Origin of the sequence: Marinobacter sp. (assembly GCF_039977835.1) — a bacterium.
Lineage (GTDB): Bacteria > Pseudomonadota > Gammaproteobacteria > Pseudomonadales > Oleiphilaceae > Marinobacter.
Genome location: NZ_JBDWCL010000070.1, coordinates 28,650 through 48,016 on the forward strand (window position 1 = coordinate 28,650; position 19,367 = coordinate 48,016).

Consider the following 19,367-nt stretch of genomic DNA (forward strand, 5'->3'; position numbering starts at 1 on the left):
TTCCTCTGGTTTTGGCCTTGGCAGAATACCCGGCCCTCATCTTCATTATAGGTATTAAGTGCCTATTTTCAAGTCTTTCTGATAAGAAATTTATCTTTTTTTGCTATGCACCCAAAACGGGCAATTCGACGTGGGTCGCTTTTGGGAGTCCCGTGCGAGCCTATCTCCGTCATCAACAAAGAGGAGATTTCAAATGACGCTGAATAAAACGTTTTGTGCCGCGGTTACCGTGCTTCTAATTGGACTCTCGGGGTGCGCATACAACCCAAACAAGGTAGATGGGGTTCAAGTACATGTAGAGAGCAAAAATGGTGAGTCGCTTTGCCACCTAAGATATGACCCAGCCAAGTTCAATTCCGATAACAAAGAGAGAACCGGGAAGCAGTTACGCCGACATTACAGTCGTCAGCTAGACGAGTGCACCTTCATAAAATTCACAGCAAACGTGGATGACGGGAGGGTCTCTAATGAAAAAGAATAATATTTTCACTCTCAGTAGCCCCCATACTTGCTTCCATTGCTGCGGTAGTACATATCTGCGAATTCTGGAGGAGGCAGCAGATACTTTGACCGCTGAGGAGGCAATCCAAACCATTGTATTTCGTCTCTCTATCTTGGGCGAAAAGCGTCGCGAGTATGCCATCAAAAAGCTCGCGGAGCAGTTCCAAAGACTTGCGGATTTCCCTCCAAACATCACCCCAAGCCTGGCGGCTCGGGGACCCCAACATGGGGTCGTAAAATCAGGCCTTCGTCCTGATTTTTCTCCACACCCCACTCACCGCGAGTGGGCTGTCTCATCCGGCGCTCTCGCGCCGTCTGAGGGGACTCCCTGCACCCCCGAACATTCGGAGTTACAAGGGAGTCAGGAACGCAGAAACAGGGTGCAGGAGGGACACTAATGGGAGTTTCTAAGGCGTATCGAATCCAGATCTATCCGAGCCGAGCTGTTCACCTTTTACTGAAGGAGCTGGCCCAAGAGTCGGGCCAGACCATCAGCAAAACGGCAGTTTCTTTAATTGAGCAGGCCCTCAACAGCGACTCCGTTTTGAGTGAAGTCAGACTCGTCAAACAAGAACAGGTGGACATATATCAACGGTTAGTTGAACTCATTTCAATCAATGCCGCCACGGTCGAATACATGCTGAAAAAGTCATACAAACCGGAAGAAATGGTGGAAGCACGACAGGCTATTTCGAATGGAGCCAAGGCGATTCGTGAGCACTTTTCGGGAGGAAATGAAAATGCCGGAAATTAGAAAAGGAAAGATCGGTAACTTTATTCGTGGAGCCGATACTTGGCTCCATGGACAGCAGATGTTTTTCTTTAGTTTCGCCTGGTTAGTTCTATTAGGACTTCTCCTGGCTACTGCATTATCTCTTATATACATCTGGTTATCTTTGGATAAGTGTACCTTGAGTAATAGTGCTACGTATTACTGGGCACAATTGAAAGGACTAATACATCCATATTCATCAATAGCTATAGGTGAGTGTGTTCCATTGGGAAGCAACAGCTCGATACCACTGAAACTGGTAATGGAAGAACAGTTTTTTAAGGGAGCCGCGAGCCAAGTTTCTGGTCAATTTGGATGGGCGTTTCTTGCGAGCTTTATTCTATATACCCCGCTAGGTGCTTTTCTTGCTATCAAGGCAGCGAAACGAGGCAAGGAAATTAAGGAGGATAAATTTATCCGTGGGGCCAAGCTGGTATCAGTTGAAGAGTTAAAGAAAGAGGTTGCCGATAAGCATGGCCTCTCTGATCTTACCATTGGTGATTTTCCGCTACCTGTTGGTTTTGCCAAGAAGCACACGCTGATCAGCGGTACTACCGGCGCGGGTAAATCGACAGCTTTAACCCACTTGCTGAAAGCGATTCGTGCGCGTGGTGATAGAGCTGTGGTTTATGACAAAAAAGGAGAGTTTGTTGAAAAGTTCTACCGGGACGGAGTTGATCACATCCTCAATCCATCAGACAGCCGGTCCCACCAATGGACGCCATGGGAGGAAATGGCTTCTCCATTTGATGCTGACTGGATCGCAGAAACTCTTATCCCAGAGAACAAGTCCAACGGCGGAGACCCGTTCTTCAGAGATTCCCCTCGTCATGTGTTTTCCGCTGCATTACAGAAACTCTATCTGGACGGATTCCGTTCTCTATCCACACTCTTGCAGGCTACTGCTTGGAGTGACTTGGAACTGTTAACCGAATTAGTCGCGGGGACACCGGCTGAAACCCACTTTTCTGAAGGCAATGAAAAGACATTGGCGAGTATTCGGTCAACTCTCGTAAATGGTGTCTTGCCACTCCGATTACTGAAAGAGTCGGACTCCCGTGGATTTTTCTCAATCCGAGATTGGATTGCTCAAGGCGACGAACAAGGTGCTGACGATTCATGGTTGTTCCTGCCGGTACGAGAATCTGACATTGAGATTCAGAAGCCTCTGATTTCAACGTGGATCCAGTCAGTGGCTAAGGGACTGATGGCTCGTGGAGTTAATAACGACCGAACTCTCTGGCTCATTGTGGATGAATTGCCTTCGTTGAAGAGAATTCCAGCTCTCTCCATGCTTATGGCTGAGGGGCGTGGATTTGGGGCAGCAGTTGTCTTAGGTATTCAGGAAATTAATCAGCTCGAAGAGGAGTTTGGGAAGAATACGTCCAGAACCATTCTTGGTCTGTGCTCTACCCAGCTCCACTTCCGTCTAAACAACGCAGATACTGCTGAATGGGTTTCCAAGGTGCTTGGCGAGGCTGAGCGAGAGGAGATAGACGAAGATCTCAATTACTCCGCTGACGACATCCGCGATGGCGTGAGAGTCTCGTCCAAACGCCAAAGCAGAAAGATCGTGCTGCCCAGCGAGATCATGGACCTTCCGGATCTGTCCTGCTACGCAAAGATTTGGGGGGTAGAGGGTAAAGCTCGTATCGACGTTCCGTTCCTGCCTTTACCACCGATTTCTGAAGGTTTTATCCAGGGTGATGAGAACGAAACAGTAGGTATGCGCCTCCTGAATGCGGCTCGCGCCTCGAAGGGCACGGTGCCAACTGAGTCTGCACCTAACGAACAAACCATCGAAACCGAAGGTTTAGGGGCTCGTAAAGAATCGCAGGAAGAACCTTCTGGCAATGCCCAACAAGAAGTTCAGAAGATTCTTGACTCCGTAGGGATGGATAACGATTCCCTTTATTTGAGTATGTTGGGAGATAAAAAGTCATGATGTCAGTATCAGCTATAAAAAGTGCCGGGGCAGCAGGCCACTATTTTGAGCATGACGATTATTATGTGGATGGCCTCTCGCCTTCCGATTGGGTCGGCTCGGGTGCGACAGCGCTAGGTCTGTCAGGAGACGTGGATCGAGAAACCTTCAAGTCTCTTCTTGAAGGTGAACTGCCGGATGGTCAGCGAGTTGGAACCGTAAGAGACGGCGAGTGGAAGCATCAGCCGGGTACTGATATAACCTTTTCTGCTCCCAAGAGCGTTTCTGTTCTGGCCGAGGTCGCGGGTGACCAGCGACTACTAAACGCCCACGACAAGGCCGTGCAGGCTGCTCTGCGCTATATAGAGCAGGAGTATATTGTTACCAGGAACCGTAACCGGACCGAGAATACTGTTGAGTACGAGAAAACAGGCTCGATGGTGGCGGCAACTTTCAAGCACACAACTAGCCGCGCTCTTGACCCCCAGCTCCATACGCACTCAGTGATCATGAACCTGACTCAGAGAGCAGATGGACAGTGGCGTTCTACCGAGAACAAGTCCCTTTTTATTGATCAGAAGCACTTGGGCCTTGTTTATAGGCAATATTTGGCCGAAGAAGTGCAGTCATTGGGATACCGGCTCGACCATGGAAAAGATGGAACTTGGGAAATTGCCGCTCTTGATAAAGGAGTCATCCGTGAGTTTTCAAAGCGTTCAGAGGCTGTCGGTGATGCTTTAGAGGCGCGGGGGAAAAACCGCGACACAGCAACAGCCGCCGAGAAAGAGACTGCAACCCTCGACACACGAGATCGAAAGGTTCATGCAGAGCGCGGAGAACTTCTTGAACTGTGGCACTCCGAAATAGGCCAAGAAAAGCTGGCCGAACTAAATAAGACCGTTACCCAATCAAAAGCAAACCGCCCATCACTCGAAAAGACAACAGAGGCACTGTTAGAACGAGTTCAGATCGCTAACGAGGCTGTGATGTGGGCTGCCGAACACCTTGGCGAACGCGACACCTCTTGGTCTCGTCAGGAGCTTCTCAAAGAAGCCAGCCGTTACGCTGGTTCTCGGGTTGTTCTTACTGATGTCCAGAACGCCATCGACGCAGCGGCAAGTGATGGATTGCTTCAAGAAAAGTCCGTCCGCATGTACGACAAGGTGAGTCAGCAGGAGATAGATGTCCGAGGTTACACCTCAAAAGCGGCCATCGTAATCGAAGACGAAATGCTGAAGGAGGAGTACATCGGCAGAAATCGCGCCGGGTCTCTTTGCAGTAAGGAGAGAGCGACAGAGGCCATCGCCAAGGCAGAGGAGAAGGCCAATGCCGCCGGTTACGAGTGGAACTCTGACCAAAAGCGTGCTACCGAGGGAATTCTCACCTCAAAAAACCAGATTATTGGTGTTCAGGGCTTCGCCGGTACTGCTAAAACCACCTCGGTCCTACGAACGGTAGCTGAGACAGCAAGGGAGATGGGATATGAGGTGAGGGGGCTTACTCCCACGAACTCTGCTGGGCAGAGCCTGACTGATGGCGCTGGAATTCAGTCTGGAACCATTCAATCCTTTCTAGCACAGAGTCGGAACGAGTGGGTTCAAGAGCGAAAAACCCGTTCCCAGATCGACAAAATCGACAATCGACTGGACCAACTCGAAAAAGCTCTCGCCAATCCTGGCACGGACGAAAAAACGGGGGTTCGGATTCCTGATAACTCCCCCCTCTACCAGAAACGGCTCGATGAATTCCGATATGAAAAAGCTGAACTACAGGCAGAACGTAAAGAGCTTGGAAAAATGTTGGAGAAAACGCCTCAACTTTGGGTTGTGGATGAGTCCAGCATGGTCGGCACCAAGCTAATGCGAGACCTCCTGCAACGTGCGGGCCAATCGGGGGCTCGTGTCGTGCTGGCCGGTGATGTTCGTCAGCTAGCTTCGGTCGAGGCTGGAGCCGCCTTCCGGCAACTTCAAAATCAGGGGATGGAAACCTACCATCTAGAAGAAATCGTTCGGCAGGCGAACCGAGGTACTCGGGATGCGGTTTACCTCTCTTTGATGAAAAAAGCCAAGCAGGCACTCGACCGAATCCAAGAGAGCGGCAGTGTAATCAAGGAAATGGTTGCCCATAAAGCAAATGGCAAAATCGATCTTGAAAAAAGCGGTGACCTGCGTAGAAAAGAGATTGTGAAGGATTACATGGCTCTCGCACCAGAAGAGAGGGACAAAAGCATCATCCTAGAGCCTAGCCGCGAAGGAAGGGGGCGTACCAATGAACTGGTTCGTAGTGCGTTGAAGGAAGAAGGCACCCTTGGCGACGAAATTCGGGTTCATCGGTTGTCGCCTGTCGATTCAACTGAAGCCGAACGGCGACTTGTAGAGACTTACCAGGATGGTCAGATCGTCAGGTTTGCCCGCAACTATAAGCGAGAGGGCATCAGGCAAGGAGCGTACTACGAGGTCGTTGGTCGTGAGGACCAGAGTGTCCTATTGAAACTACACGGTTCGGATGAGCAGGCAACCTTAATTCGCTTCACTCCTGAACGCTATTCAGCCAACAATGTCCAGATCTTCGGTCTGACGGAGAGCGAGTTAGCCGTTGGCGAAAAAGTAGTTTGGCGTGATAACGATCATGCGACAGGTCGGTTTAACAGTGAAACTGCCACTGTTAAGAATATTGAAGGTACGGTTGTCACATTCACGCTAGCCAATGGAAAGGTTGAAAAATTTGATATGTCCCAATTGGGGAACTCTCTTTGGGATCACGGCTATGCAATGACAGTCAACGCAGCCCAAGGTAAAACAGCGGAAAACGTATTTGTACACGCTGAGACCAACAGAAAGGCACTGCTGAATACCGAGCAGCTCTATGTCCAGATTTCACGGGCAAAGAATGGAGTTTACCTCTATACGGACTCCCGAAAGGGCCTTATCAAGGCCGTCGAGCAACGCACAGGCCAGAAGCAGGCTGCTAAAGAAAGCCGATTTCAGAATCTTGCCCCGCTGGATCATTTGATGGACAAGGTTTGGGATGTGATGGGCCTCAGACACAGCAACGAGAAGCAGCAGGAGTCTTCTCAGAAGCACCAAGGCCGCGACCGTGGAGGAGTAGAGTTGTCTCGCTGATAACGAGAGCCGCCAAGGAGGGCGGTTTTCCTAATTACCGTAATTATCGTAATTACGGTTACGCAAGCCCCCTTTTCTTTCACATGTGAAAGTTTTTCACAGCCAATTCCCCTACGCGACCCAAATGGGCAGAAACACATGGGCGAGTCCCACGTTACACGCGCGACAATACCTCCGTTTCATTAACGGAGGATAACCCATGAAATTTATAAAACCATTTACGACGGCTGTTTGCGTCACCCTTCTAGGCGGTTGTGCGTCTATTTCCAATCCTATCTCTAGCCTAACCGGTGAAGCCCCTCCCTCAGAAGCACAAGCCATTGCAATAGACACTGGAGGGGCACTAACTACCCTGCAATCAGCAGGCTTCGTGGAAAGTGATTTTGGTTCACCGGCATCGATGCGCTCTGCCGCAGTCATGCTGTCAGCCCTAGGTGCGGAATGGCAGGCATTTAATGCATGGACAGAAGAGTTGTTCGAGCGCCAGTCCGAACTCAAAGGAAAAATCGGTTTCTCGGAATGCTTTGGGGAATCTGGAAACCTCCTGACCTACTCCCAGTACGCTGATGAAGATGTGAAGCGGCGAGTTACCTATGCCAGTACCCCAGATCTACAGAAAAGCGAATGGCAGAGAGCCGAACTGAAAGCGGGTAAGAAGATGGATCTCGATGACTTTGTGGAGTGGCAGCTTGCGCGAGAAAATGACGAAGTTCTCGAACAGCATCGTCACAGAGCACTTAGGGAGTATGGTAGTAAATGCACCATCGGGACACCAACAAACCATGCTCACTATGTTCTAAACGTACATTTTGCTGATGTAAAGGGTTCCTTATTCGCAGCGGCTATTGATCGTGTAGGTGCGCATAGAGCGCTGGAAATGACCACCAGAGCCATGCAACAGCAGGTTGGCTCGATGAATGAGGTCACCAAAGCACTTTGGAAACTATCAGATGGCGGTGAGTGGCGCACTCCCACTGCGCCTTTGCCAGCCTTTGTTGGACGTTCTGAGGGAATCCTTCCATGGCACTTGGGCGGCATGTGCTCACCTTTCGGCTCCAGGTCTCGGAACAATGAACCTGTGCCAGTCGATGAAATCGCGGTAGCCCTCGGCTATGAGCCTCGCCCAACAGACGGAGGCTGGCATTGCCTCACGTGGTCCGACTATAACTGGGAGCTGGTAGCTGAATTGGTCGCGAATGAGTCCAAGCTATTCAGGGAATACATGATCGAGTATTCGGCCATTTCAAACGGGTACTCCGTTCCGAGCTGGGCTTATCCTGGGCCGAATCAGACAGATCAGAAATTCTATACGCGTCGTCGGGATCTGAAGCGGGAAAGCGGCATGAGTTCACAGTCAACCGTTCACGAACGCGAGACCTGTAACACTTATGCAGCGAAGAACTCCAACCTCATGACCTGGTTGTATCCGGCTTGCAGTACCCTCGAAGACCTAGCAAATGCCTTCGACGACAGGGCTGAGTTGATGCGCGCCGCAGGCCGAGCTGATGCTTTTACGTGCTCCCGCGACCTCACTGCCAGCTCGTACGCACCAGATGTATCAAAATGCCCTTCAGTATTCCCTCGTTCTTCTATGGAGAGCAGAATACATAAAGTTACTTCCTTTTAGTCTACCTGGGGGCCAATAGGCCCCTTTTTTAACTTTGCGCCCCAAACGGGCAATTAGCGACCGCTGCTTCAAGTAGAAAACGCGAAACAATGTCTCTTGCATGATTGTGTACAAAAGAAACTAAGCAAGGAGTTTCACCATGGGAATCTTAAAACATTTACTTCATCGCCACTCTATTAACACCGATGCGGAAAACGCCGACCGGATGCTAAAAAAACAGCTAGCGTCCGCTCGGGAAGCTATTAATCAGCATGACAAAAGCATGCGGGAAACGCTAGCGCATCTCGAACATATCCTTCATCCGGATAACTATGTCAGCGCCAACTTAGAGAACGGCATCCTGACGGTAACCCACCGATATTGATAAGGAATAAACTATGGATACTAAAGATAAAGCACGAGTAGTCAGTATTTTGGACTCATTATCTAGGTCAGATCAGTCGGACCCGCATAAGTTTTTGTCTGAGATAAACAAGGCGGCAGAATCTTCCCTAGATCAAGCCAAAATAAAGCAATTTGCGAATAGTCAGCCCGAACCAACGCTGAAGCAATCTTCTCTTGATATTAGCAAGCTCAGGGAGGAGTCCGCTCTACCGAGAGAGCAACTAGAGGCCATTGAGAAAACTGCGGAACTGGTTCATCGGCTCGAATCGGCTGGATTTCAACGACCAGAAAAGGAAAATTGGGTCAGCGAAATGCTGAACAATCATCAACGAGGATACCTACAGAATGACATTTTCACAGAGGCTGCTGTAGGTCTAGTTTGGATGGCCGCGAAGCTAGTCGAGAAAGCTTTTATAAGCCCTGACAAGGAGCAAAAAACTGACCTGAAGAGCGAACTAGTCTCCGAAATCAAAGGTGAGCTCACGAAAATTAGCAAAGCCGCTGAGAAGCAGCTTGCTCATAGTCATATCAGGGATGCGGCAGCGGAGCGGAATCAGGTTATGTCCCATACAATATCTCAGGCTCGTGAGCTTTGGAAAAGCGGGCAGGAGCAAAAGGCAGACAAGCTAATTGTTCAGACCCATAACAAGCTAACTCAAAGTGCCCGAAAGCAGTTCATGCACTACGAACCAAGCCCAGAGCATCGGCAGGTAGTAACTCAGGCAAAGGGTCGGGAGAAGGAGCGAGCAAAGCTCGCAGAAAAAGCCCAAGATGCGACTATTGGCCACCAGAAAGAACGTGACCGGGACAAAGGGTTGAGCTTGTAGCAGTCAGGCTGGTATCACAGAGCCCCGGTAATCCGGGGCTTTTGAGGTTAGTTGGATTTGGGAGAATTAACTTCGGCCTCACGCAAAGCGGCCCGCATGTCCTCAATGTCACTATCGAGCTGCTCAAACATCAAATCCATATCGCCAGAAAGTGCTTCTCGCTGCTGTTCCAAGCGCGAAATTCGAGCTTCTCGTTCAGCTTGCCGAGCGGCAAAGGTCTTCTCTTGCGCTGCTTGCTCTTCAGCGGTTGGCGGATTGTCGAAATCATGCCACGCTTGCGCGAAATCGCGTCTGAATTCTTCAGACTGGATCTGCTGCTGCACCTCGTGGGCTTTCTGTTGAACCACGACCTCTTGCCGTCCAGATAAAGCAAAATACACAATTATTGCTGTAAGTGGCATAGAAATAGCGATGCCATAGAGTATAGATTTCATAGTAGTCCCCTTAGTTATTTTTAATGCCTGGTTGCGAAACCGAGAATCCGGTTTCAGCCGAGTTCGTTACATTGGCCGCACGTTCAGTCTGAAGGCGCTCAGAAATGCGCATAGAAAGGTTCTTAGACTGACTCTGGCGGTTATCTAGGCTTGCGTACTGTGCGTCGGACGCGGACTGCTCAGAGCTATCAGTAATTGAGCGGGATCGTGAATAAAGCACATCTTGTGACCGTGATGTTTCTAGATCCCAGGTTTGACCGAAAACAGAATTGCCCCGACCGTAAACCGTTAATTCGCCAACCGACGCGGTTAAGCTCTTAGGGTCCACACTGAACGCTCCACAGCTCCAGTCATACTTTCCCTCGTAGCGATAGCCCCTGCTGGTAGGGACAACACAATTCTCTCCAAACTGCCTTTTGGCTATCTTTCGAGCGGCTTCAGGGAGGTCTTTGCGACCTAGTTGATGGCTCATGGCCTGCGCAAGTCCAAATTTCACGCTCTGTCCTTCAGGAAGGGACTGCCCCGATGCGAGCTCATCCATAGTTGCCTCAGCAACCAATCCATATAATGCCCAGCAAGTCCCATCATCGAGGAGGTACTGTGCTGGGATGCGCATCGTCGAGGGCATGCCGGTAGTTGCCCAGTTGTAGGCAGCTTGTTCAACCTCAAGCTGACACTGGCCTAACGTTTTTTCTTTGTTCCAGGCCATACAGGCTTGAGCGCTGGTTAAAACCGGCTTCGGCTCCCTGCGGGGAAACTGAGGCGCGCGGGGCTTTGTGACAAGAGAACAACTCTTAATGGCAGACGCGGTGGGTCCATGCGTTGAGCGGCCCTGCTCAACATAGGCAAATAGCTCATTCATAAGTGCGAGCGGCGCTGTCTTTACCGACAACCGGTCAGTATCTTGCGCCTGCTTGCGGTTCGACAGCTCCGTGGCATCCCTCCGGGAATCTGTTTCTGTCGTTCGAGATTCCTCACCTGTACGCTCTTCTTGGCCTTTCTGGCGCTGGATCTCTTTAGAGTTTTCTTCGTTGATGGATTTTTCGAGTTGAGAGCGATTTTCCCGAGCAGATTTCTCGCTCACACTTGCGCTTTGTTGAGCATAGGCTTGAGCACCAATTAGCAGTGCGGCCAACCCTATGAGCAACTTAAATGAGAAGCCCTTGGTTTTCATGTACACCTCCTGATTAAACGATTCCACGTTATTTTCTCGTAGAAAGAACCAGGTAGGCCGGTGTGTTCTTGCCCATTTTGGGCGCAAAGAAGATTATTTAATACTCTCGATCAACGGTCATAATCAGTTTCCGCGACGAAGCTAATAATCATGACCTTTCATAGAGATCGAATGCCACGTCTATGAGATTGAGGGCTCTGGATTCGTCCGTATCATCATACTTTAGTTGCCGAAGTGCATACGAATACAAACAAGCCGCTAATTCTCGATTTCCAACACCAATTCTACGAATCCATTCTCTACAAAAGCCAATCTCGTCGGAATATGGGCATTCTTGAAGATAGGAGTTGAGATCGGTCCAATGCCTGAGAGCTTCATTAGAAGGCCACTCTGGATATGGGGAGCTGGTATGAAAAAGAAAGCTACATTCCAAGGTAAGTGGATCTACAATGGCGCATTGTTCCTTCACGTCGCCGTAATCTATTAGGGTTGTAACTTCGTTGTCAGTATCGACTAAAACATTCTCTCCGTGTAAATCACCATGTGTACACGAAATTCGACATTGCACTACCTCTTTCTCAAAATCTTTGGCGCGTGAGATATTGTAGTCATTGATAATTCTTTGAGCTGCTTCATCAGAAATCAATTTTTGACGAATTTCTCTAACGGGAATTCGTTGCGTCTTGCCTCTGTCATGCCAGTTTGAAAGAATGTCTTCAAGCGACCTTAGAACCTGATGTGATACTAATTTTTCTTTACACGCCGAAAAAAATGAGTGGTTATGCTCAGTTGCTAATCCATAGAAAACTGCTGAGTCCTGTCCTGCACCAAACCTGAGGTGATCAAGCTGGCGTGGTGTCGCCTCAGGCTTCAACCGAGAGATTAGCCTGTTAAAGTTGTTTGAATCTATATCAATATCTAAACGTTTTCCACATTTTGCTATACATCGGTGGAGCTCAATACCATGCTCGTTAGTTAAAGAAAGGGAATAAACCTTCGCGTCTGAGTAGCCCCCGCCAATAATATCAATCTCTACGAAACCAGCACCATTCTTTTTCGCAAATATGCGAATCAATCGGTCATGAGATATAGGTATTTCGTCAAAAGAGAGGTTTAACTCTATATCGGAAAGAGACGAAACAGCGGAAATGCAGGGCGCAATTTTTTCCGAAAAGTCATTTATGTCAGCTTTCTCTAGGAATGATACGGTAGGCCTAGTGTTCCCCTCTGACCATATGTCAACATTATTTGAAGTTTCTAGAAATTGAGAAATCATGCGTAGCGTGCCAGTGCCGGTCAAGATTAAGGTCGGTGCACCAGGGCAAAGATTCTTTGACTCACCTAATACAGCTAAACCATTGGCAGGTGACTTCTCAAAGCTACCATTTGTTACAGGTATGGTGAGATCTAGAGTTACATAATCAAAGAATTGACCACTTTTCAGCAATGAAAGAGCTTCATCTCTACTTCTCGCAAAGGTAATGCAGCACCGATTGTTTGATATCCGTTCTATCTCGCCGAACAGGAAGTCTCGTATTTCTTCTTCATCTTCTATACATAAGACGTGAAAATCTCTGCTACTCATTACTCTTTATTCCATCTCAGAATCAACTTTGCGCCACCACTCGGGACGCTCGATAACTCGGCATATCCACCCAGCGTTTCCATGCATTGCGATAAGATTCCAAGACCAAAGCCGATGTGCCCATCTTTGTTTGTGCTACCAACTTTAAAGGCTTCATTAGGGTCGCCATGGAGTCCAACACCGTTGTCAATTACCGAAACCCATATATCGTGATCGCTCATACCCCAACAAATTACTATGTTGTTCAAAAGTGTGTAATTTGGAACCTGCTTGACGGCTTCGATACTATTTCGAATACCATTGGATAGAGCCAAGCGAAGGATGGCCTCATCGCATCGTATTATACAAGGTTGAGCTCCTTCGAAATTGAACTCTACTTCGGAATCACTGTCTTCACTATGTGAAATATCCTTGACCATTTGTGATAGGTCAAACTCTGAGGACTTAGGTGTTTCAGCAGATCTTTGAAGATTTTCAATTCCCCTGAAAACAGCTTTCAAATTGTTGAAGCTATTCTCGGTCTTGCTTCCTTCGAGCTGAGCAAATTCTCTTTTTAGATTGACTTCTAATAGACCTATTCTCTTCGATAGCTCATGAATGATCGTCCCAGAAAATTCGTGAATTGCTTGAGCTTTAAGATAACGCTTCAGCTCTCTATCAGTGGATTCATCATATTCCGATGAATCGTTCACTACAGAGCTTTCGATCACGTCAATACCACTGATGGCTTGATCGAGCGCCATTTTTATATGGCGTACGCGCTCGGTCTTTCGCATTTCAAGTAACAGTTGTTTATGTTCAGGAAACTTGTTCTTAACGAAGAAACGGGCAGCCTGAAACCTATCAGAAATGCTGTCAGAGCCAAGCTTTCGTAATGCATTTTCGACTGAATCAGCCATAGAATTCGGCTCGTCTTTTGAAAGCTTCTTTTCCACCTTCCATTACATTTGATATCGCCTCGACTATTTTTGGGCTTCCTAGCTCACCTTCATTTACAATATACCCTCTCGTGCCATCAGAGTTTAAGTGAATTACTTCACTTGCTCCTCCCAAGACAGGAATGTTGGCATTGTGCGTTGTTACTATAATCTGTGTTGAAGTGGCACGACGCCTTATTGATGAAATTAGAGTATCTACAATGAATGCGTTATCAATATGGTCTTCAGGTTGGTCAACTATCAGCACTGTATCCTGATGTTCCAGAATAATAGGTAGAATGACAGTGCATCGCTGACCAGTGGACAACTCATCGAAGCCCTTGTACTCAGAACCGTCTAATAGCTCGAAATTAATTTCGTCCTCTAGCCTTACTGTCGCTATTTTATCTATAGATGTTTTTAGTGCGCTAATAACCTTAAATGCTCGGTCCTTGTTAATGGATGTTAGCGACACGAACTCTTCTACTTCGTTATTCTCTACAATGTTTAAAAGAACTCGGGGAGGTACTGAATGACTAATTATGGGCGCTAAATCATTATATCTTATTCCGCTTCCCTTCATAGCGTTGACTAAAACTTCTTCATAGTCATTGAGCTGGCTTAGCTCTTCTAGCTTTATTCTAATTTTAGGTTTTAGAACTTCGTTAAGGTTGTCGCAGACATCTTGCCGTAGTTGCGTTGTTTTGCTTCTCGCTGTTTCTAGTTCATTTAGTGCTTTGTCACGTCTTTCTCGAATCATTAAAATTCGGGCTCTCATGTCCTTCGTCTGTGATTTTATCGCTTCAATTTTGGATACTTCCTTCTTAATGTTCTGCATTTTTCTTGAAAGTTCGCCGGCGCCCTCTTTGTATTGATCGACCTCCTTTCTTATAAGTTGTCCCTTCTTTGTTAGCTCTGCTTGCTCCTTTTCTTTTTCACTCAACTCATGTTCAAGAATAATGTTAATTTCTTTTAGCTTGTTCAGTCCTTCATTGATCATTTTTATAGCTTTAGATCTAATCGGCTCGGCCTCCTTAAGCTTGGGGAGATCGTTTAGAGTTTGAGGGATTTCGTATATGTTTTGAGTAATTGTAGTTTGAACTGAGGTTGTTAGTAATTCATTCGACTGTTTAGTAGTTTTAATTGCTTCAATTATTCCAGAGCGCTCAACATACTCGTTCGTTAATTGATTAAGTATCTTTGATTTTTCAGCCGCTTTTTCAGACACTTCCATAACTTTTTTCTCTTCAGCCTCTAGTTCTTTTAGTTGACTAATAAGCTGTGGGAGCGCTAGCGTCTTATCTTCATTGTCGTTTGCTTTTGAAGTTAGCTGAACTAATTCTTGTGAATACGATTCTACTTGGGAAATTGCTGAAACTTCGATTTCTTTTAAATTGGACGATTCTTTTATAAAATTATCTATTATATTTAATCGTCCGGCTGGAAGCAGGCCAATAGTCTCTACTTCGGTTTGAGAAAATATCAACGGAAGCTTGATTTCGGGAGGTATTGAGCCCGTCAAATCTTCTTCGACAGATCGAGAAACAGTATAGCTATCTATGCCATTCGAAAGCGTGATAGTTATTTGGCCGTCACGCAACACAGCGCGTGCATGACTTAGCGACTTTGAGGTTGAATCTGACGTCTGCCCTTGAATGCCCAAACAGAACCTAATGAGTTCGACTAGCGTAGACTTTCCTGTCCCCCTGGCTCCAATGACGGTATTCAGACCGGTTCTAAGCTGAACATCAAATCCATCCAAGAACCCTCCCTCGACTTGAACTCTGTCGATATAGAAATCTTTCATATTTTCGACCCCGATTTAAATTAATAGTATTTGTTTACACTAACAGATTTAAAAAGTCGAGATGCCTACAATTTGATATACACCTTCCATCGAAATGCTAGTCTATGGCCAGCCGCGATTCCCTTTCTACGCAATTATTTAGAGGTGTATTGATGGCACATGGCCGCCTCTTGATTGTCTATAACGCGCTGAATGAGAAGCTGTGAGAAATTCGTATATTTGAGAGGTCAGATCATGTACAATTTCGCACCTTTTATTCTCGTTTAGCAGCGGTTAGGCTGCAAGCATGTTTTTCGGTGTGTACATACTAGTGTACATATCACATTAATACAGCAGGCAAAAAAACATCATATGTCTAATGATATCAATAAGTTAAGAAATATAGCAATTATCGCCCACGTCGATCATGGCAAAACCACCCTGGTGGACCAGTTGTTGCGCCAGTCTGGCACGCTGGATCGCAAAGAGCTCGAGAGCGAGCGCGTGATGGATTCCAATGATCAGGAAAAGGAACGCGGCATTACCATCCTGGCCAAGAACACTGCCCTGAAATGGCACGACTACGACATCAATATTGTCGACACACCGGGCCACGCCGACTTCGGCGGTGAAGTCGAGCGGGTCATGAGCATGGTGGACTGCGTGCTGCTGGTGGTTGATTCCATCGACGGCCCGATGCCGCAGACCCGCTTTGTGACCCAGAAAGCTTTTGATGCCGGCCTGCATCCGATCGTGGTGGTGAACAAGATCGACCGCCCTGGTGCCCGCCCGGACTGGGTTGTTGATCAGGTATTCGACCTGTTCGATAACCTCGGTGCCAGCGACGAGCAACTGGATTTCCCGATTGTGTTTGCCAGTGCCCTGAACGGCATCGCCGGGATGGATCACGAGAAGCTGGACGACAACATGGATGCGGTCTTCCAGGCCATTGTCGACCACGTGCCTGCCCCGAACGTTGACCGTGATGGTCCGTTCCAGATGCAGATTTCCCAGCTGGACTACAACAGCTTCCTGGGCGTCATCGGTATTGGTCGCATCATGCGCGGCAAGATCAAAACCAATTCTCCGGTCACCGCTATCGGCGCCAATGGCAAGAAGCGCCAGGGCCGTATCCTCAAGATCATGGGTCACTCCGGTCTGCAGCGCGTGGAAGTGGATGAGGCACAGGCAGGTGACATTATCTGTGTCAGCGGCATGGATGAGCTGTATATCTCCGATACCCTTTGCGATCAGTCCGCCGTTGAGGCCCTGCCGCCGCTGACGGTCGACGAGCCAACGGTTTCCATGACATTCCAGGTCAACGACTCGCCATTCTGTGGTAAGGAAGGCAAGTTCGTCACCAGTCGTAACATCAAGGAGCGTCTGGAGAAAGAACTGCTGCACAACGTGGCCTTGCGTGTTGAAGAGGGTGAATCCGCCGACAAGTTCAAGGTCTCCGGTCGTGGCGAGCTGCACCTGTCGGTGCTGATCGAGAACATGCGCCGGGAAAACTTCGAGCTTGCCGTGGGCCGCCCGGAAGTGGTTATCCGGGAGATCGACGGGGTAAAGCAGGAGCCCTACGAGAACGTCATTATCGATATTGAAGAGCAGCACCAGGGCGCGCTGATGGACCAGATGGGTCTGCGCAAAGGCGAACTGACCAATATGGTGCCGGACGGCAAGGGACGTATGCGCCTTGAGTATACGATTCCGGCGCGCGGTCTGATCGGTTTCCGTAACTCCTTCCTGACCATGACCTCCGGCTCGGGTATTCTGACCTCAACCTTCAGCCATTATGGCCCGATCAAGAGCGGTGATATGACCAGCCGCCAGAACGGGGTGCTTGTTTCGATGGCTACCGGTGCAGCGCTGACCTACTCACTGGAGACCTTGCAGAGCCGCGGCAAACTGTTCCTGGATCCGGGGCAGGAAGTCTATGAAGGCCAGTTGTGCGGCATTCACAGCCGTGATAACGACCTGGTGATTAACCCCACCAAGGGTAAAAAGCTGGACAACATGCGTGCCTCAGGCAAAGACGAGGTCATTGCATTGGTGCCGCCCATCAAGTTCACCCTTGAGCAGGCGCTGGAGTTTATCGACGAAGACGAGCTGGTGGAGGTAACACCGAAGTCGATTCGTCTGCGGAAGAAGCTGCTTACTGAAAACGAGCGTAAGCGCGCCCACAAAAAGTAACCGCAGGGCAGTAACCATAAAAGGGGCAGATCACATCTGCCCCTTTTTCGTTCACTTCAGCTAAACTCCGGTTACATCCTTAATACCGGAGCGTTTCATGCTCACCCTGTATCCCGACATCAAGCCCAACGCACGGCATCGTCTTGCGGTGGACCCTCCTCATGAACTTTATGTGGAAGAGAGCGGTAATCCGGACGGTATACCTGTGCTTGTTGTTCATGGCGGACCCGGCGGAGGATGTGAGGATTACTACCGTCGGTTTTTTGATGCCGAACGATACCGCATCATCCTGATGGACCAGCGAGGCGCCGGCCGCTCCACCCCGCTGGCGGAATTTGACGGCAACACCACGCAAAAGCTGGTGGAAGATATGGAAACGGTCCGTTCGTTTCTTGGTATTAGCCAATGGATTCTGTTCGGGGGAAGCTGGGGCTCTACCCTGAGTCTGGTGTACGCCCAGGCTCATCCGGACAGGGTGCTGGGCCTGGTGCTGAGAGGGATATTCCTTTGCCGCCCCAGGGATATCCACTGGTTCTATCAGGAGGGCGCCAGCCGGGTATTTCCTGACTACTGGCAGGATTTCCTCGCGCCCATCCCGGAGAATGAGCGGGGCGACCTTGTATCCGCCTACTATCGCCGCCTGACCAGCACCAACGAGCTTGAGCAGATACAGGCGGCGAAGTCCTGGTCCATCTGGGAGGGGCGTTGCGCCACACTGCACCCGAATCCGCGGGTAGTAGAGCATTTCGGCCACCCACATGTGGCGATCGCCCTGGCCCGGATCGAGTGTCATTATTTCATGAATAATGCGTTTCTGGAGGACAACCAGATCGTTCGTGACGCAGGTTTTCTGAAAGACATTCCCGGGATTATTGTGCACGGCCGGTATGACATGGTGTGCCCCCTGGATAACGCCCTTGCTCTCAGTGAGGCGTGGCCCGAGGCAGACATGAGAATCATTCGGGATGCCGGGCATTCGGCCTCTGAGCCGGCGATTGTTGATGCGCTGATGCGGGGTATTGATGAGGTAGCGGCAAAGCTTGATAAAAGCGCCGAATAGGGACCTGTTCGCATTACCTGCAAATACCTCTTAAGAGGGGTTGCGGCGCCTCTGTGGCGTGGATAAACTCCCGCAGATCTTTTAAGTCCTTCCGCAGGGAGCTCAATGAAAGGGCTGATACAGCGAGTCACTCACGCCAGCGTTTCCGTTAACAGGCAGACTGTCTCCGCCATAAACACAGGCCTTCTGCTGTTGCTTGGTGTTGAGAAGACAGACACTCCGGAAACCGCCGCAAAGCTCTGCCGAAAAGTGATCAATTACCGGGTGTTTCCGGATGATCAGGGTCGGATGAATCGCAGTCTCCTTGATGCCGGAGGCTCTCTCCTTGTGGTCCCCCAGTTTACCCTTGCCGCCGATACCCGCTCGGGCACACGCCCGGGCTTTTCCGTTGCTGCGCCCCCGGATCATGCTGAAGCACTGTTCCGGGAGTTCCTCGTTGTGTCCGAGCAGCATCTGGGAACTGAGGCGGTTGGTCGTGGCCAGTTTGGTGCTGACATGAAAGTGTCGCTGGAGAATGACGGCCCGGTCACTTTTCTGCTGGAGGTCGGAGGGGAATCGCGGTGAGGGTAGGTACTTGCACTGATTTGACGCAACTGGCTGGCCGCTGTTCCTGGCTGGTGCAGTGGGGCTCCGCTGGACCGATACGCGACATTGCCAAAGTGCGTTTTGTTCAATTTAAGGCATTGAAAATTAATGAATTTGTTCGTGGTGGCACTGGATTTGATGCGTGTTAGCGGAGTCCGGTGCCTGCCATTTGAAAAAGCCTGAATACTTGGTCTGGCTAACCCGGTCGAGCCTGAAAGGTCCAATTAAAAATTTGCAAAAAAGAATGGTTTGTATTAAAACAGGTTCATCACTCATAGCTTTAAGAAAAAGCTGTAAGTGTTTGACATAAAAAGGCCCTGCTTGGTCTTTGAAATAAAAAAGAAAAATAAATTGTTATGGTCTTGTCACAAAACTGACATGGTCAATAAACAGAATAGGGCTCAACCAGCCCGACTGGTGAAGTCTGAAGAGCGGGAATTGAACCCGACGCTAAAACCTGAGTTAACTCAATAAAG

Annotated in this window: 14 protein-coding genes; 9 read left to right on the forward strand and 5 right to left on the reverse strand. The window is 48.9% G+C overall.

The features are described 5' to 3' along the window. Window positions 1–898 precede the first annotated feature (898 nt). The 6 genes from ABJM11_RS19930 to ABJM11_RS19955 all read left to right on the forward strand — a co-directional run bounded on the left by ABJM11_RS19930 (window position 899) and on the right by ABJM11_RS19955 (window position 9,157). Entirely contained in the window at window positions 899–1,255 is a 357-nt protein-coding gene (locus tag ABJM11_RS19930) for a hypothetical protein (protein WP_018982176.1), read from the forward strand. Next, window positions 1,242–3,218, forward strand: coding sequence for a type IV secretion system DNA-binding domain-containing protein (locus tag ABJM11_RS19935; protein WP_348292798.1), 1,977 nt, complete (start codon window positions 1,242–1,244; stop codon window positions 3,216–3,218). Before ABJM11_RS19930 ends, ABJM11_RS19935 begins: the two co-directional genes overlap by 14 nt. After that, a complete protein-coding gene (gene mobF, locus ABJM11_RS19940; RefSeq protein WP_348292799.1) occupies window positions 3,215–6,319 on the forward strand; it encodes a MobF family relaxase in 3,105 nt (1,034 codons plus the stop codon). The genes ABJM11_RS19935 and mobF overlap by 4 nt, the downstream gene beginning before the upstream one ends. A 199-nt stretch (window positions 6,320–6,518) precedes the next feature. Continuing rightward, a complete protein-coding gene (locus tag ABJM11_RS19945) occupies window positions 6,519–7,946 on the forward strand; it encodes a hypothetical protein (RefSeq protein WP_348292801.1) in 1,428 nt (475 codons plus the stop codon). A gap of 139 nt (window positions 7,947–8,085) precedes the next feature. Further along, window positions 8,086–8,310: a hypothetical protein gene (locus ABJM11_RS19950; protein WP_348292802.1), complete on the forward strand. Its 225-nt coding sequence runs from the start codon at window positions 8,086–8,088 to the stop codon at window positions 8,308–8,310. Window positions 8,311–8,323: 13 nt separating this feature from the next. Beyond that, entirely contained in the window at window positions 8,324–9,157 is an 834-nt protein-coding gene (locus ABJM11_RS19955) for a hypothetical protein (protein ID WP_348292804.1), read from the forward strand. A 47-nt stretch (window positions 9,158–9,204) separates the two neighbouring features. On the opposite strand, the gene ABJM11_RS19960 is transcribed toward ABJM11_RS19955, so the two are convergent. From ABJM11_RS19960 to ABJM11_RS19980, 5 genes are all read right to left on the reverse strand, one after another. Further along, the gene (locus tag ABJM11_RS19960; RefSeq protein WP_348292805.1) at window positions 9,205–9,591 is read right to left on the reverse strand and encodes a hypothetical protein; all 387 of its coding nucleotides are present in this window, start codon (window positions 9,589–9,591) and stop codon (window positions 9,205–9,207) included. Window positions 9,592–9,601: 10 nt separating this feature from the next. Beyond that, on the reverse strand, window positions 9,602–10,765 hold the full coding sequence (locus tag ABJM11_RS19965) for a hypothetical protein (RefSeq protein WP_348292807.1): 1,164 nt from the start codon (window positions 10,763–10,765) through the stop codon (window positions 9,602–9,604). 148 nt (window positions 10,766–10,913) lie between these two features. Further along, window positions 10,914–12,350 carry a phosphotransferase gene (locus ABJM11_RS19970; protein WP_348292809.1) on the reverse strand — a complete coding sequence of 479 codons (1,437 nt, stop codon included), beginning with the start codon at window positions 12,348–12,350 and terminating at the stop codon, window positions 10,914–10,916. Continuing rightward, window positions 12,350–13,249: an ATP-binding protein gene (locus tag ABJM11_RS19975; protein ID WP_348292811.1), complete on the reverse strand. Its 900-nt coding sequence runs from the start codon at window positions 13,247–13,249 to the stop codon at window positions 12,350–12,352. Before ABJM11_RS19975 ends, ABJM11_RS19970 begins: the two co-directional genes overlap by 1 nt. After that, complete coding sequence (locus tag ABJM11_RS19980; RefSeq protein WP_348292812.1) at window positions 13,242–15,074, reverse strand: AAA family ATPase; 1,833 nt, start codon at window positions 15,072–15,074, stop codon at window positions 13,242–13,244. The genes ABJM11_RS19975 and ABJM11_RS19980 overlap by 8 nt, the downstream gene beginning before the upstream one ends. 351 nt (window positions 15,075–15,425) lie before the next feature. On the opposite strand from ABJM11_RS19980, the gene typA reads away from it, so the two are divergent. From typA to dtd, 3 genes are all read left to right on the forward strand, one after another. After that, window positions 15,426–17,246, forward strand: a complete 1,821-nt coding sequence (typA, locus tag ABJM11_RS19985) for a translational GTPase TypA (protein WP_348292814.1) — start codon at window positions 15,426–15,428, stop codon at window positions 17,244–17,246. Between the two features lie 97 nt (window positions 17,247–17,343). Then, on the forward strand, window positions 17,344–18,306 hold the full coding sequence (gene pip / locus ABJM11_RS19990; protein WP_348292815.1) for a prolyl aminopeptidase: 963 nt from the start codon (window positions 17,344–17,346) through the stop codon (window positions 18,304–18,306). Between the two features lie 105 nt (window positions 18,307–18,411). Then, on the forward strand, window positions 18,412–18,870 hold the full coding sequence (dtd, locus tag ABJM11_RS19995; protein ID WP_348292817.1) for a D-aminoacyl-tRNA deacylase: 459 nt from the start codon (window positions 18,412–18,414) through the stop codon (window positions 18,868–18,870). Window positions 18,871–19,367: the final 497 nt, after the last annotated feature.

Coding starts and splice junctions, on each gene's coding strand:
- ABJM11_RS19930 (WP_018982176.1), top strand. CDS start 899: ATGGGAGTTTCTAAGGCGTATCGAATCCAGATCTATCCGAGCCGAGCT.
- ABJM11_RS19935 (WP_348292798.1), top strand. CDS start 1,242: ATGCCGGAAATTAGAAAAGGAAAGATCGGTAACTTTATTCGTGGAGCC.
- mobF (WP_348292799.1), top strand. CDS start 3,215: ATGATGTCAGTATCAGCTATAAAAAGTGCCGGGGCAGCAGGCCACTAT.
- ABJM11_RS19945 (WP_348292801.1), top strand. CDS start 6,519: ATGAAATTTATAAAACCATTTACGACGGCTGTTTGCGTCACCCTTCTA.
- ABJM11_RS19950 (WP_348292802.1), top strand. CDS start 8,086: ATGGGAATCTTAAAACATTTACTTCATCGCCACTCTATTAACACCGAT.
- ABJM11_RS19955 (WP_348292804.1), top strand. CDS start 8,324: ATGGATACTAAAGATAAAGCACGAGTAGTCAGTATTTTGGACTCATTA.
- ABJM11_RS19960 (WP_348292805.1), bottom strand. CDS start 9,591: ATGAAATCTATACTCTATGGCATCGCTATTTCTATGCCACTTACAGCA.
- ABJM11_RS19965 (WP_348292807.1), bottom strand. CDS start 10,765: ATGAAAACCAAGGGCTTCTCATTTAAGTTGCTCATAGGGTTGGCCGCA.
- ABJM11_RS19970 (WP_348292809.1), bottom strand. CDS start 12,350: ATGAGTAGCAGAGATTTTCACGTCTTATGTATAGAAGATGAAGAAGAA.
- ABJM11_RS19975 (WP_348292811.1), bottom strand. CDS start 13,249: ATGGCTGATTCAGTCGAAAATGCATTACGAAAGCTTGGCTCTGACAGC.
- ABJM11_RS19980 (WP_348292812.1), bottom strand. CDS start 15,074: ATGAAAGATTTCTATATCGACAGAGTTCAAGTCGAGGGAGGGTTCTTG.
- typA (WP_348292814.1), top strand. CDS start 15,426: ATGTCTAATGATATCAATAAGTTAAGAAATATAGCAATTATCGCCCAC.
- pip (WP_348292815.1), top strand. CDS start 17,344: ATGCTCACCCTGTATCCCGACATCAAGCCCAACGCACGGCATCGTCTT.
- dtd (WP_348292817.1), top strand. CDS start 18,412: ATGAAAGGGCTGATACAGCGAGTCACTCACGCCAGCGTTTCCGTTAAC.